Annotated in this window: 9 protein-coding genes; 4 read left to right on the top strand and 5 right to left on the bottom strand. The window is 67.2% G+C overall.

Going from position 1 to position 15,369, the window contains the following annotated elements:
• Positions 1-114: 114 nt before the first annotated feature.
• From RKE25_RS05325 to RKE25_RS05305, 5 genes are all read right to left on the bottom strand, one after another.
• Positions 115-3,408, bottom strand: coding sequence for a TonB-dependent receptor (locus tag RKE25_RS05325; protein ID WP_311841218.1), 3,294 nt, complete (start codon positions 3,406-3,408; stop codon positions 115-117).
• A 772-nt stretch (positions 3,409-4,180) separates the two neighbouring features.
• Positions 4,181-5,767, bottom strand: a complete 1,587-nt coding sequence (locus tag RKE25_RS05320; protein WP_311841217.1) for a response regulator — start codon at positions 5,765-5,767, stop codon at positions 4,181-4,183.
• 34 nt (positions 5,768-5,801) lie between these two features.
• The gene (locus RKE25_RS05315; protein WP_311841216.1) at positions 5,802-6,242 is read right to left on the bottom strand and encodes a response regulator; all 441 of its coding nucleotides are present in this window, start codon (positions 6,240-6,242) and stop codon (positions 5,802-5,804) included.
• Complete coding sequence (locus RKE25_RS05310; protein ID WP_311842336.1) at positions 6,239-8,035, bottom strand: ATP-binding protein; 1,797 nt, start codon at positions 8,033-8,035, stop codon at positions 6,239-6,241. Before RKE25_RS05310 ends, RKE25_RS05315 begins: the two co-directional genes overlap by 4 nt.
• Positions 8,036-8,176: 141 nt before the next feature.
• The gene (locus RKE25_RS05305; protein WP_311841215.1) at positions 8,177-10,513 is read right to left on the bottom strand and encodes a GH92 family glycosyl hydrolase; all 2,337 of its coding nucleotides are present in this window, start codon (positions 10,511-10,513) and stop codon (positions 8,177-8,179) included.
• A gap of 167 nt (positions 10,514-10,680) precedes the next feature.
• Between RKE25_RS05305 and RKE25_RS05300 the strand changes: the two genes are divergently transcribed.
• From RKE25_RS05300 to RKE25_RS05285, 4 genes are all read left to right on the top strand, one after another.
• A complete protein-coding gene (locus RKE25_RS05300; RefSeq protein ID WP_311841214.1) occupies positions 10,681-11,733 on the top strand; it encodes a LacI family DNA-binding transcriptional regulator in 1,053 nt (350 codons plus the stop codon).
• A 130-nt stretch (positions 11,734-11,863) separates the two neighbouring features.
• Complete coding sequence (fucP, locus tag RKE25_RS05295) at positions 11,864-13,108, top strand: L-fucose:H+ symporter permease (RefSeq protein WP_311842335.1); 1,245 nt, start codon at positions 11,864-11,866, stop codon at positions 13,106-13,108.
• A gap of 12 nt (positions 13,109-13,120) precedes the next feature.
• A complete protein-coding gene (locus RKE25_RS05290; RefSeq protein ID WP_311841213.1) occupies positions 13,121-14,101 on the top strand; it encodes a carbohydrate kinase in 981 nt (326 codons plus the stop codon).
• Entirely contained in the window at positions 14,098-15,312 is a 1,215-nt protein-coding gene (locus RKE25_RS05285; RefSeq protein WP_311841212.1) for an AGE family epimerase/isomerase, read from the top strand. Before RKE25_RS05290 ends, RKE25_RS05285 begins: the two co-directional genes overlap by 4 nt.
• Positions 15,313-15,369: the final 57 nt, after the last annotated feature.

Raw genomic sequence — 15,369 nt, 5'->3', positions numbered from 1 at the left:
GACAACGACATCATGACGCCGCGGTCGTGGCAAGCCGCCCACTCGAACCTGGCGTCGCAAGGGCAAGCAAGGCGCCGGCAAGGGCCGGCGCCTTGGTCCGCGGCATCGATGCGGTCAGAACGTATAGCGCAGCGTCGCCTGCACCGACCAGCGCGACTGGGCGCGGTCGTCTTCCAGCACGTAGCCGCCGCTGTTGAAGTTGCCGCTCTTGTCGGTGGGCAGGGCGTATACGTACTTGCCGGTGGCCGGGTCGACGCCGGCGAAGTTGGCGAGACTGCGCATGTACGGGTAACCGACGTCGCGCACCTGGCCCCAGCGCTTATTGATCATGTTCATCACGTTGAACACATCCAGGCGCAGTTCGCCCTTGTTGCCCTTGAACAGGCCGGGGATCTCCTGGCGGAAAGCCAGGTCCAGCTCGTTCACCCACGGCGAGCGCGCGCCGTTGCGGCCGGCCACCTTGCCCTGGTGTTCGCGCAGGTAGTCGTCGCGCTGGATGAAGGCGTAGAACTGGTCGATCGCCTTCTGCGAGGTGCCCTTCTGGAACTGCACGTCGCCCGGGTTCGGGATGTACATCAGACCCGGCGGCGCGGACAGGCCGGCCGGCTTGATGCCGCTGACGTCGTTGCCGAACACCCAGCTGTACGGCTGGCCGGTGTGGCCGTCGTAGAACGCGCTGACGCTGGTGGCGTAGTCGCCGAAGAAGCGGTGCTGCCAGGTCAGCGAGGCGATCACGCGGCGCGCGATCTCGAAGTTGCTGTGGCTGGCCTTGTCCGCGTTCGGCTGATACACGGCGTCATTGGCCCAAGTGCTGGCCGCCACTTTTTCGTTGCCGGAGCTGACGTCGGTGGAGCGGCCGAACACCACGCCGACGGAGCCGGACCAGTCGGAGTCGGCGGTGAACGGGCGGCTGAGCTTGAGCGTGAAGTAATCCGCCGATCCCTTGCGCGTATTGCTCAGGTAGATCACGTTGCCGAAACGCTGATCGCGATTGGCGCGCGCCACCGCGCAGCTGCGATCGGCCGTCGCGCACAGCGATTGCCCGGTGGCGCTCTTGCCGGTGACGAGAAAGGCGTTCGGATCCGTGGTGTTCCAGTAGCTCAGGCGGCCGTCGGGCAGCGCGCCGTTGGCGCGGCCAAGGTTGATATCCTGGAAATAGACGCCGTCACGGGTGGAAAGATGCTCCACCTCGGCGGTGAACACCGTGTTCCACCAGGGCAGCTGCCGGTCGAAGCCCAGGCTGGCCTTCCATACCGAAGGCATGCGGAAGCGCGCATCGGTCACGTCCACTTCCGGCGAACCGCCCTTGCGCGCACCGGCCGGAATGAGCGGGTTGTTCGGATCGGCGGAGAAGCCCACGCCATTGGACGCCGAGTAGCTGGTGAGCACCACGCCGTTATTGGTGTACGGATTGGACAGCCACACGCCCGGAGGCGCCCCTTCGGACAGGCCCACGCCGCCGCGCAGCTGCATGGCCTGTTCGCCGTCGAAGCTGTAGTTGAACGATACGCGGGGCTCGAACAGGCCGTTGCCGTCGAAGGTGGCATTGTTCGGCACGCCCGGGAAGGCGGCGTTGAACGTCGGGTTCGCCAGCGGCGCGCTACTCACCTTGGGCAGGTCATAGCGGAAACCGAACTGCAGCGACAGGTTGCCGATCTGCCAGGTGTCCTGCGCGAACAGGCCCCACTGGTTCAGCGCCCAGCGCGCGGCGATGCTCTGCAGGTCGCCGTTGGTGGGACGGAACACGGTGTACTGGAACCAGTTGCCGGCCGCGAACGCGTCGATGCTGGGGAACGTGTAGGCACCGAACTCGGTGCGGCCGAACAGGTTGTAGAACTTGTCGCGCTGGGCGTCGAAGCCCACCTTCACGCTATGGTCGCCCAGCGCCCAGGTGCCGGCGAAGAAGGCGTTGAGGCTCTTGATGTTCAGCACGTTGTAGTGGCGGAACTCTTCCTCGCCCAGGTACACGCTGGGGCCGGTGATGGTGCTGCCACTGATCGTGCCGTTGGTGAACACGCGCACCTGCGGCTGCCGCGCGAACGGCTCGGGTGTCGCGTCATAGGTGGAATACGACAGCGCCGCCTCGGTGGAGAACGTATCGGTCCACGCGTCGTACGCGTTGAGCACGTACTGCTTGTTCTCGCGGTGCTTGGTGAACCAGTAGCTGGAAAGGCTGAGGCTCGGCGTGGTGGACGAGGTGCTGTAACCGTTGAGGTTCGGCTGCGTGCTCTTCACGCGGTCGAAGCGGAAACTCAGGCGGTGGCCGTCGGCGATGTTCCAGTCCAGCTTGAACAGGCCGCGCTTCTCGTCCTGGTTGGCGCCGGCGGCGTTGACCACGCCGGGCTTCATGCCGAGCTGCGAAGCGATCTGCGTGATGCGGTCGATGTCCGACTGCGCGATCGGCACGATATTGCCCTTGCCCGAACCGACCGGACCGAAGTTCGGCGCGGCGGCAATCGTCTTGGATTCCTCGACGTTGGCGAAGAAGAACAACTTGTCCTTGACGATCGGCCCGCCGAAGGTCGCGCCGCCGGTCCACTGGCGCTTGAAGCCGGTGAACGGGTTGCCGGCGCGGTCCTTGCCCACCCAGCCGTCTGCGTTGCGGTAGGCGTAGTAGGCCGAGCCGTGGAAGTCATTGGTGCCGCTCTTGGTGACGATGTTGATCGACGCGCCCACCGCGCGCTTGTTCGCCACGTCGTAGTTGGCGGTGGAGATGTTGTATTCCTCGATCGCGTCCAGCGCCACCGGCTGGTTGAGCGCCGGCAGGCCGTTGTCTTCCAGGCCGAACGAGTCGTTGGTCGGCACCGCGTCGATGCTGATGTTGTTGTAGCGGCTGTTCTGGCCGAGCGCGGAGATCTCGCCCTTGCTCTTGTTGGTGACCGTGATCATCGGGTCCATCCGCGCGATGTCCTGGATCGAGCGGTTGGGAATCGGCAGCACCTTCAGTTCGCGCTGCGATACGTTGGTGCTGATGCCCTTGGCGTCCGGCTGGAAGATCTGCGCCATCGCCACCGCGTCACTGTTGGCGCTGACTTGCACGCCCTGCAGGTTGGTGGCATTGGCTGCTGCCGCGCCGAGGCTCAGGTCGAGCGTAGTCTCCTGCGCCAGCTGCAGGTAGACGCCATCCTTCTCGCCCGACGCCTGCCCGTCCTTGCTGACGGTGATGTCGAACGGCCCACCGACGCGCAGGCCCTGCGCCTTGTAGCGGCCATCCGGATCGGTCGTCACCGCCTGGGTGGTACCCGATGGCACGTGCACGATCTGCACGCGAGCCCCCGCCACCGGCTGTCCACCGGCATCGAGCACGCGGCCGCTCAACGAGGAAGAGGTGTTCTGCGCGAAGGCCGGAACGGCCAGCAGCGAAGCGATGACGAGCGGCAACAGCCGCGCGCGCGGACGGACGTTCATGTCTTTCCTTTTTCCCTTGCTTGGCGGACCGGGCCCGCCCCCCAGAAAGCCGCCCAAAACAGGCGACGAAAGCTGCGCAGATTAGAGCGCCTTTGTGACGCCGCGGTGATGCGCGGGTCACAGTGTGGCGCGGCGTGCGCGGGGTTATGAATAAGTGTTGACGCTTACGTAAAGCTGTCAGCCGTGAGGAGCGAGTGGCTTCGTTGGTGAGGGTGTCGCGAGCACCCGCCCCTCATCCCGCCTTCTCCCCGGAGGGGAGAAGGAGAAGTGCGGTACCGAGGCGAGAAAGAACAACCGCAACGCTCAACGAGCGAGCTTTTGCTCTTCCCGGGTTCCCTTCGCGGCGGTGAGGGCTGGACGATCAGGCCCGCGAAGCGGGGCGGGGACATGGATGTCCCCGCCTTTTCGATCAGGGCAGGATGCCCTGTCGAAAAGCCCGGCCAGCCCTCAACGCACCCGGAGCAGCGAAGGCTGCGGAGGGCGCCGCGCAGGGGGCCCTTTCTTCTTGGTTACTTCTTCTTTGGGCAAGCAAAGAAGAAGTAACTCGCTCTCCGGCAGGAGAGCGAAACCCTCGCCCCGCACGGGGCGAGACAAGGCTGGCCACAAGGCGACAACCGAGCTGTGTCACTACAGGATTCCGGCCTGCGCCGGAATGACGAGTAGGTGGGGATGAGGCCACCGTCAGCGCCTCCCGTTGGGGTTCGCAAGCCCACCCCAACCTACCCCGCGAATGAAGCCCCGCAGCAGCGAAACCCAGCGAAACCGTCGACCCTCACCCCTCCCGCTCCGACCTCCCCACCTCCAACGCCTCCCGCAACGTCCTCAACAACTTGAACGTCGCCACCGGCTTGTCCACCAGATACAGATGCTCCACCTCCGGCATCTCCTCCAGATCCGGCGGCGCATCGGGGCGCGCCAGCAGCACCACCGCGCGGCGGTAGCCGTGCTCGATCAGGGCCGCCAGCGTGCGTACGCCGGTGAACAGGTTCATGTCCGCATCCATCACCACCAGGTCAGGCACGCCGTGCGCCTCGATCCACTGCAGCGCGGCGGTGCCGCTCTGGCTGGCGTGGGCCTGGTAACCCCAGGCGTCGAGCGTGTCGGTCAGCAGTGACAATTGCGCGGCTTCTTCGACCACGACCAGCACGCGTTCGGCGTCGCCCAGCAGATGCTCGTCGTCCTCGCCTTCCACGCCCTCTTCGAACTGGACGATCAGCGGGAGGTAGATGTGGAAGCTCGTCCCCTGCCCCGGCGCACTCTCCACCCGCATCACGCCCCCGTGGCTGGCGACGATGCGCTTGCAGGACAGCAGGCCCAGGCCAGTGCCGCCCTCCTTGGTGGTGTAGAACGGCTCGTAGAGATGGGCCAGGGTTTCCTGGTCCATGCCCTCGCCGGTGTCGATCACGCTCAATCGCAGGTGGCGACACTCGTTCGGCGTTTCGCTTTCCAGGAAGAAGTCGCGCGCCAGTGCCTGCTGGCTGGCCTCGATGCGCAGGTCGCCGCCGCCTGGCATGGCCTGCATGGCGTTGAGGCATAGGTTGAGCAGGCATTGCTGCAATTCGGTGTGATTGCCGGAGAAGCTGAGTTCCGGATCGTCCACCTCGATCGCCAGGTTCACGTTGCGCGGCACGCTTCCCTGCAGCAGCAGATTGAGCGCGTCCAGCAGCGCGCCGACCCGCACCTGCTCGGCGCGGCGTGCGCCGCGGGCGAAGGAGAGCATCGACTGCACCATGTCCAGGCCGCGCCGCCCGCAGTCGCGCACCAGCTTGCCCAGCCGGGCGAGGCGCGGATCGTCCTGGTAGTCCTGCAAGCTCTCGCCGGCCAGCAGCAGCGGCTGCAGCAGGTTGCGCAGGTCGTGGCTCAGGCCGCCGGCCAGCATGGCGAGGCTTTCGAAGCGTTGCGCGCGGATCAGCTCCGCCTCGGCTCGCCGCTGCGCTTTCTGCGCCTCGTGCTCGCGCAGCGCGCGGCGCACCGCGCTGGCTAGGCGCGCCGGGTTCTGCTTGAGGATGTAGTCGGTGGCGCCGTTGCGCAGCGCGGCGATGGCGGCTTCCTCGCCGAGCGTGGCCGAGACATAGATGAACGGCAGATCGCGGTCGCGCTCGCGCAGCAGTTCCAGCGCGCGCTCGCCCGAGAAGCCGGGCATGCTCAGGTCGGACAGGATGATGTGCGGCTTGAAGTCTTCCAGCTCGTGCAGGTAGCTGGCTTCGTCGTCGACCAGGCGCACGGCGAAATCGATCGCATCCGCCTCCAGTTCCGAAATGACTAGTTCGGCGTCGGGCAGGCTGTCCTCGATCTGCAAGACGCGGATCTGCGGGAACGGCAGCGGCAACGGCAACGGGGTATTGGGCTTGTCAGGCATGGCGGCAATGATCTCACGGCACGCGCGGCCGGCCTCAGTCCGGGGCCTGGTTGAGCACCGCCCAGAACTGGCCGAGCGTGCGCACCGCCTCGAAGAACTGGTCCACGTCCACCGGCTTGATGACATAGGCGTTCACGCCCAGGTCCCAGCTGCGGGCCAGGTCGCGCTCCTCGCGCGAGGTCGACAGCACCACCACCGGCACCCGGCGCAGGCGCTCGTCGGCACGCATCGCCGTCAGCACTTCCAGCCCGTCCAGGCGCGGCATCTTGATGTCCAGCAGCACCACCGCCGGGTCCTGCGGGGGCCGGCCAGCCCAGGCGCCGCGGCCATGCAGGTAGTCCAGGCAGTCGACGCCGTCCTCGACGTGCACGATGGGGTTGGCCAGGTGGGCGCTGTGCAGCGCGTCGAGCGCCAGCTCGGCGTCGGCCGGGTTGTCCTCGGCCAGCAGGATGCTGCGCAGCGAACCCTGGTTCATTGGCGCTCCTGCGCGAAGGCGTCGGCCAGGTCGGAGGCCGGCAGCGTGAAATGGAAGCGCGCGCCCTCCCCCGGGCTGCCCTCGGCCCAGACCTTGCCGCCGTGCCGCTGCACGATGCGCCGGACATTGGCCAGGCCGATGCCGTTGCCGGGAAACTCGGATACGCGATGCAGCCGCTGGAATACGCCGAACAGCTTGCCGGCGTATTGCATGTCGAAGCCCGCGCCGTTGTCGCTGACCACGAACTCGTAGTCGCCGTTGTCGCCGCGGCGCATGTCGATGCTGATCTGCGCCACCTCGCACTTGCCGGTGTACTTCACTGCATTGCCCAGCAGGTTCTGCCACACGGTGCGCAGCATGTTCTCGTCGCCGATGACGATGGGCAGCGGCGTGATCGACCATACGATGCGGCGGCTGTGCACCTCCGACTCGGCGAGCACGCGCGCCTCCTCGGCCAGCGACTGCATGTCCACCGGTTGCAGGCGCAGCGCGCCGCGACCCAGGCGCGAGAACACCAGCAGGTCGTCGATCAGCTGGGCCATGCGGCGCGCGGCATCGCTGATCACGCCGATGTAGTGTTTCGACTTGTCGTCCGCCTCGTTGCCCAGGTGCTGTTCGAGCTTGCTGGCGAAGCCGGCGATATGGCGCAGCGGCGCGCGCAGGTCGTGCGATACCGAATAGCTGAAGGCCTCCAGCTCGCGGTTGACGTCGGAGACCTGCGCGACCTTGCCTTCCAGCTGCCGGTTCAGCTCCTTCACTTGCTGTTCGACCAGGGCGCGCGCGGTGACGTCGCTCACGGTCAGCAGCAGCACCGGATCGCCGCCGTCGTCCTGTTGCAGGCGGCGGGCATTGATCACCACGTGGCGATCCACGCCGTCCACGGTGCGCTGGATCAACTCGTAGTCCCACAGTTCGCGGTCCAGCAGCAGCACGTCGTTGAGGCGCTGCTGCAGCGCGCTGTCGCGCCAGGCGCCATCGCCGATCTCCACCAGCGGCAGCGAATGCCGGTTGGACGGCGGTATGCCGTAGAGCTCGCCGAAGGCCGCGTTCACCAGCAACGTGCACAGCTTGCTGTCCAGCAGCGCGATCGGCTCGCGCACGGCCTGCACGATTAGCTGCGAGCGCTGTACCGCCTGGCCTTCGCGCTCCTCGGCCTGGAGGCGGCGGCTGATCTGACGCTCGGACACGATCACCACGATCGCCAGCAGCAGCACCTGGGCGGTGGCGGTGATGGTGAGCGCGAGACTGCTGTTGCTGGAAGCCTGCCGCGCCTGGCCCCGGCGCGCGAGCAAGGTGTCGTCCTCGCTCTGCACGATGCCGTCGATCAGGTCGTCCATCTTGAACAGCGTGCCGGAGTCGCGCAGCGCGTCGTTGGCGGCGCGCACGTCGCCCTGGCGATAACGCAGCATCGCCTGGTCCAGCAACGCGAGGCGGCCGCTGACCATGCTGCCGAGAGCGCCAATACGCGCCTGCTGGTCAGCGTTGTCGCGGGTCATCTCGCGCAGCTGGGCGAGCAGGCCGGGGATCTCCTTGCCCGCGCGGTTGGCGCGCAACCGCACCTGCGGGTTGTCGTCGCCGTCCAGCAGGCGGTAAAGCGCCGCCTCGCCGTCACGGGTGACGTAGGCGATGCGGTACGTAAGAGATTTCACCTCGGAGGAATGCGTGACCCGGGCGTTGGCGTCCAGCGCGTCGCGCGAGCCGCTGCGGGTCACCATGTAGGGCAGCGCCACGATCACCAGCACCGCGAACAGCAGTCCACCCAGGCGCCAGCGCAAGGCGACGCGATCCCGCATCCGGGGTCGGGTGACCGGCGTCAGTTTCCACGGGGACTGTGGCATGCGCGGCATGGTTACAGAATCGTCCCATGCCCGCCAGCGGCGCCGTCACGTAATCCGGTGCCGCCGGCGAGAGAGTTCACCCGTGAAAACGCCTCCTCAGGGACCGTAGGCGCTGGTCGAACTCGGGCGTGCCGCGCGGCCGGTGCCCCAGTCGCGGTTCGGCTCGGCCTGCATGCGGAAATGCAATTCGCCGCCGGCCAGGATTTCGCCGTGGTGGAGGAACACCCGGTCCAGCGGCTTGCCGTTGAGGGTGACCTCGCCCACGTAGGGGTGCGCGTCGTCGAACGGTTCGGCCGAGACCGTGAAGGTCTTGCCGCCCTGCAGGTGCAGGGCCGCCTTCTTCACGAACGGCCGGCCGATGGCGTACTCGTCGCTGCCTGGCGCGACCGGGTAGAAGCCCAGCGCGCTGAACACGTACCACGCCGACATCTGGCCCAGGTCGTCGTTGCCGGCCAGGCCGTCCGGCCGCGGCGCGTACTGGCTGTCCATGATCTGCTTCAGGCGCTTCTGCGTCTGCCACGGCGCGCCGGCGTAGTCGTAGAGGTAGGCCAGATGGTGGCTCGGCTCATTGCCGTGGGCATACCAGCCGATGAGTCCGGTGATGTCCTCCACGTGGGCGAACTGCTTGGGATCGACCTTGGCGTCGAACACGCTGTCGAGCTTGTCCACGAAGGCCTTGTCGCCGCCCATGGCCGCGATGAGGCCGGCCACGTCCTGCGGCACGTACCAGGAGTACTGCCACGCATTGCCTTCGGTGTAGTCGGTGCCGTACCCGGCGGCGGAGGGATCGAACGGTTCGCGGAAGCTGCCGTCGGTCTTGCGGGCGCGCATGAAGCCGGTCTTCGCGTCGTAGGCATTGCGCCAGTTGCCGGCGCGCTTGCCGAAGGTGGCGGCGACGTCCTCGCGCCCCATGGCCTTGGCCATGCGGGCGATGGTCCAGTCGTCGTAGGCGTATTCCAGCGTCTTGGAAGCGCCTTCGGGCTCCTTGTCGATCGGGACGTAGCCGAGCTTCATGTAGTCGCCCAGGTCGCCGTAAGGCGCGTAGGTGGCGCTGGCCACCATGGCTTTGAGCGCCGCGTCGGCGTCGAAGCCGCGGATGCCCTTCACATAGGCGTCGGCGATGACCGGCACGGCGTGGTAGCCGATCATGCACCACGTCTCCAGGCCCTGGTACGCCCACACCGGCAGGATGCCGAACGGGCTGGCCTCGCGCGCGGCGATCAGCGAGCGCACGAAGTCCACGCTGCGCTGCGGCTGCAGCAGAACCATCAGCGGCTGCTGGGCGCGATAGACGTCCCACAGCGACCAGGTGGAATGGAATTCGAAACCCTGCGCGCGGTGCACCGCGTTGTCCGGGCCACGGTAGTCGCCGTTGACGTCCATGCTCAGCGTGGGCGAGAGCATGGCGTGGTAGAGCGAGGTATAGAAGCTGGTGCGCGCGATCTTGGGCGCGTCGACGTCGACCACGGACAAGATCTTGTCCCAGGCCGCTCGGGCCTCGGCGCGGCGGGCGTCGAAGTCCCAGCCCTTGCCGTCGGTGTCGAGATTGGCCAGCGCATTGGCCTCGCTGACGGACGAGATGGCGACCTTCACTTCGAGCGGCTGCTTGAGCTGGCCGAAGTCGAACACGCCGACGATCGCGCGGCCCTGCTGCGCGTCCTGGTCCTCGGCCTGGTAGCCGGGGCCCTTGAAGCCCTTGTAGGGCACGTCGGTCTCGCGATTGAGCAGCCGGCGCGCGGCCAGCGGCTGCGAGAAGCGCATGGCGAAGCACAGCTCGCGGCCCGGCGCCCAGCCGCGGGTGGTGCGGCAACCGGTGACGGCGCCGTCCTCGTGCACCCGCAGCTGCGACCACAGCACCTTGCCCGGGTAGTCGTAGATGCTCGGGCGCAGGTCCAGCAGCAGGTGCGCCGGCTTGCCGGCCGGGAAGGTGTAGCGGTGCCAGCCGACGCGGCGGCCGGCGGTCAGTTCGGCGCGCACGCCGTAGTCGGCCAGGGTCACCGCGTAGTAGCCCGCCTCGACCTTTTCGGTGTCGTGGCTGAAGCGCGAGCGGTAGCCGCTACCGGGCTTGGCCGGGTCGCCCTGCTCCAGGCGCACGTCGCCGGCGATCGGCATGACCAGCACGTCGCCCAGGTCCGAATGGCCCGAGCCGGAGAAATGGGTATGGGAGAAGCCGAGCAGGCTGCCGTCCCCGTACTGGTAGCCGGCCGCCCATTTATAGGCGTGCTTGAAATCCGGCATGGCCGTGTCCGGGGACAGCTGGACCATGCCGAACGGGACCGTGGCGCCGGGGAAGGTATGGCCGTCGCCGCCCGTGCCGATGCGCGGATCCACGTCGCCGGCATGGCCGGCCACGGCGGCGTGGGCGATGCCCGCGCTCAGGAAAAGGGCCACCGCCAGCGTCGCTGGCGCAAGGTGGGACGGGAACCTGACCATCGGCAATCTCCCCTCGGTGATACGGCGGCTGGAACCGGGTTTTGGGTTTGGATCGTTCCAAACGCTGAACGCTAACACCCCCCGGCTGGCCCATGCATGCTGCACTGCGAGATCACTATCCTTGGCGAATCGACTACTTTTGGATCGTTCTAATGCCCTCGAGTGCCATGGAAAGTTCCACTTCGATCCGACGCAAGATCACCTTGAACGACATCGCCGCCGGTTGCGGCGTGTCGCGCGCCACGGTGTCCCTCGTGCTGCGCGGCAGTCCTCTGGTCAATAAACACACCCGCGCGCGCGTAGAAGAAGAGCTGCGCAAGCAGGGTTACGTGTACAACCGCGCCGCCGCGAACCTGCGCCGCCGCACTTCGTCGAGCATCGCGCTGGTGCTCAACGAACTGGGCAACCCATTCTTCGCCGAATTCGCCGCGGGCGTGGACGAGACGCTCGGCGAAGCCGGCTTCGTCACGCTGCTGGGCAGCACCGGCGAATCGGTGGAACGCGAACAGGCCGTGCTCAGTTCGCTGATCGAGCATGGCCCGGGCGGCATCATCCTGTCGCCGGCCGAAGGCAGCGACGCGGAGCGCGTGCTCGCCGCGGTCGGTGCGCAGACACCGGTGCTGCTGTTCAACCGCGAACTCGGCGGCAACCTGCCGGAATACGCGCACTGGGATCGGCTGATGCTGGACAACCAGCGCGGCGCGCGCCTCGCCACCGAGCATCTGATTGCGCAAGGCCACAAGCGCATCGCGTTCTACGGCGGGCACGGCGATTCGAGCTCGTGCCGCCAGCGCCATGCCGGCTACGTGGACGCGATGAATGCCGCCGGCCTGCCGATCGCGCCGCGCTGGCGCGTCGAGACACTGCCGACCCGCATGGATGCCGCGCGCGCCTGCGGCGAGCTGTTCGCCGCCAAGCCCACGCCCACCGCGGCCGTCTGCTACAACGACGCGGTCGCGCTGGGCCTGATGCTGGGCCTGAACCAGCGCGGCATCCAGCCGGGACGCGAGTTCGCGCTCACCGGCTTCGACGACGTCGCCGAAGCCGCCTTCAGCACGCCGCCGCTGACCACGCTGGCCACCGATCCGCGCGCGCGCGGCCGCCAGGCGGCGCAATTGCTGCTGGCACGCCTGCGCAAGCCGCAAGGCGAGGCGACCACCACCGTGGCGCCGGTCACCCTGGTGATCCGCGAAAGCAGCGGCGCACCGCACGCCACTTGATAGCCCGATTTCGAGCCGACTGATTCCCAGCCGAGGAACCTCCCACATGGCCTTTGCCTCACCGCCCGCCCCGTCGAAGACCGCGCTCCCCGGGGACGCCAAGCAGCGCTACACCGACTACCCGCTGGCGATGGGGGTGCTGACCACCATCTTCTTCATGTGGGGCTTCCTCACCTGCCTCAACGACATCCTGATCCCGCACCTGAAGGCGGTGTTCCAGCTCAACTACGCCGAGGCGATGCTGGTGCAGTTCACCTTCTTCGGCGCGTATTTCCTGATGTCGCTGCCCGCCGGCCGCCTGGTTGCGCACCTGGGCTACAAGAAGGGCATCGTCGCGGGCCTGGCCATTGCCGGTGTCGGTGCCGTCGGCTTCTGGCCGGCTGCGGGGCTGCATTCGTATCCCGCCTTCCTCGGCGCACTGTTCGTGCTGGCCACGGGCATCACCGTGCTGCAGGTGGCCGCCAACGCTTATGTCGCGCTGCTGGGTCCGGAGAAGACCAGCTCCAGCCGCCTTACGCTGGCGCAGGCGCTCAATTCGCTGGGCACCTTCCTGGCGCCGAAGTTCGGCGGCCTGTTGATTCTTTCTGCCACGGTGCTCAGTGCCGAGCAGATCGCGAAGATGTCGTCGGCCGAGCAGCTCGCCTATCGCGCGCAGGAAGCGCAGACCGTGCAGGGCCCGTACCTCGGCCTCGCCGTGGTGCTGTTCCTGTTGGCGATCTTCGTCTATCTGTTCCGCCTGCCCTCGCTGACCGAAAACACCGAGCAGGCCGATCCGCAGCACCACACCCTGATGGACGCGCTGCGCCACCCGCACGTGCTGTTCGGCGTGCTGGGCATCTTCTTCTACGTCGGCGGCGAAGTGGCGATCGGCAGCTTCCTGGTCAACTACTTGTCGCTCCCGGACATCGGCAACATGACCGAGCAGGCCGCGGCCAACTACGTGGCGTATTACTGGGGCGGCGCGATGGTCGGCCGCTTCATCGGCTCGGCGCTGCTGGCCAAACTGCAGCCGCGCAAGCTGCTGGCGATCTTCGCCGCCATCAACATGGCGCTGGTGGTGACCACCATGTCCACCAAGGGCGACGTCGCCGTGTACAGCGTGGTGGCGATCGGCCTGTTCAATTCGATCATGTTTCCGACCATCTTCTCGCTCGGCATCGAGCGGATGGGGCCGCTGACCGGCAAGGCGTCCAGCCTGCTGATCATGGCCATCGTCGGCGGCGCGATCGTGCCTTACGTGCAGGGCCTGTTCGCCGACCGCATCGGCGTGCAGCACGCGTTCTTCCTGCCGCTGGCGTGCTACGCCTACATCGTCTTCTACGGCCTCTACGGCTCTCGCATCAAGAGCGAGACGCCAGTCGCCGCCAACCACTGAGACCCTCATTCGATGGCACGCAACATTCTGTGCTTCGGCGAAGCACTGATCGATTTTCACGCCGAAGGCCGTGATGCCCACGGCTTTCCCCGCAGCTTCATCCCGTTCGCGGGCGGCGCGCCGGCGAACGTCGCCGTCGCGGTGGCCCGACTGGGCGGACCGGCGGCCTTCGCCGGCATGCTGGGCCGCGACATGTTCGGCGACTTCCTGTTGGATAGCCTGCACCGCGCCGGCGTGGACACCGCCGGCGTCGCGCGTACCGGCGAAGCGAACACCGCCCTGGCCTTCGTAGCCCTGGACGCGCACGGCGAACGCAGCTTCAGCTTCTACCGGCCGCCGTCGGCCGACCTGCTGTTCCGTCCCGAGCATTTCCGCGACGAAAGCTTTCGCGCCGCGGCGGTGTTCCATGTCTGCTCCAACAGCATGACCGAGCCGGCGCTGGCCGAAGCCACGCGCGAAGGCATGCGCCGCGCGCACGCGGCGGGCGCGTGGGTGAGTTTCGATCTGAACCTTCGCCCCGCGCTGTGGCCCAGCCAGAGCGCCTCGCACCATGAGCTGTGGCCGGGGCTGCACCTGGCGGACGTGGTGAAGCTCAGCGCCGAAGAATTCGAATGGCTGGCCGGCGACGAAGGCGAGGAAGCGACGCTCGAACGCCTGTGGGCCGGCCGCGCGCGCCTGCTGGTGGTGACCGATGGCTCGCGCACGCTGCGCTGGTTCCATCCCGATGCCTCGGGCGAGATGCCGGTCTACGCCGTGCCGACCGTGGACAGCACCGCTGCGGGCGATGCCTTCGTCGGCGGCCTGCTGCATCGCCTCGCCACGGTGGACAAGGGCCCCGACCAGCTCGACCACCTCGTCGCCGAATTGCCGCGCCTGCACGCCATGCTGCGCTTCGCCGCTGCCTGCGGCGCGCTCACCGTCACCCGCCTGGGCTCGTTCGCCGCCATGCCGGACGAAGCCGAAGTACTCGCCTTCATGGATACCCACGCATGACTTCCCCCGATTTCCGCAGCGAAGCCTTCCTGCGCGAGCACATCGCGCACACCATGGCCTTCTATCATCCGCATGCCATCGACCCGGCCGGCGGCTTTTTCCACTACTACAAGGACGACGGCACGATCTATGACCGCAGCCATCGTCACTTGGTGAGCAGCACGCGTTTCGTCTTCACCTACGCGATGGCCGCGCGCGAGTTCACGGACAAACGCGCCGAATACCTCGACGCCGCGCGTCACGGCCTGCGCTACCTGCGCGAGGTCCATCGCGATGCGAGCACCGGCGGTTACGCCTGGACCATCCGCGACGGCAAGCCAGAAGACCGCACCTACCACGCCTATGGCGTGGCCTTCGTGCTGCTGGCTTATTCGACCGCGCTCAAGGCCGGTATCGACGAAGTGCGTCCGTGGATGGACGAAACCTGGGAGCTGCTGGAGCAGCGCTACTGGGACGCCGACGCGGGCCTCTACCGCGACGAGGCGGACGAGCACTGGCAGTTCAGCAACTATCGCGGCCAGAACGCCAACATGCACATGTGCGAGGCGATGCTCGCCGCGTACCAGGCCAGCGACGAGCCGCGCTACCTCGAGCGCGCGCTCACCCTCGCCGACAACATGACGCGCCGCCAGGCCGCCAAGGCCGAGGGCCTGGTGTGGGAGCACTACGACGTCGACTGGAACATCGACTGGAAGTACAACCTGGACAACCCCAAGCACCTGTTCCGCCCCTGGGGTTTCCAGCCCGGCCACCAGACCGAATGGGCCAAGCTGTTGCTGATCCTCGAACCGCTGCTGCTGGAGCGCAACCGCGAAGAGAAGTGGCTGGTGCCCACCGCGCAGCACCTGTTCGACACCGCGCTCGACCGCGCCTGGGACAAGGAATATGGCGGCATCGCCTACGGCTTCGCGCCGGACGGCAAGGTGTGCGACGACGACAAGTATTTCTGGGTGCAGGCCGAGTCGCTCGCCGCGGCGGCGCTGCTGCACGCCCGCACGGGCGAGGCCAAGTACGACGAGTGGTACCAGAAGCTCTGGGCCTACTCGTGGGAGCACTTCGTCGATCACAAGTACGGCGCGTGGTATCGCATCCTCACCCGCGACAACCGCAAGTACGACGACGAGAAGAGCCCGGCCGGCAAGGTGGATTACCACACCATGGGCGCGTGCTACGAAGTGATGGAGCTGATCCGCGCCGGAGGCAAGCCCTGAGCCTCACCCCTCATGGAAACGAAGAAACCCGCCTCGAGGCGGGTTTCTTTTTCCGAT

Source organism: Dyella sp. BiH032, from assembly GCF_031954525.1.
GTDB lineage: Bacteria > Pseudomonadota > Gammaproteobacteria > Xanthomonadales > Rhodanobacteraceae > Dyella_D.
This window is presented reverse-complemented; position numbering and strand designations above follow the sequence as displayed.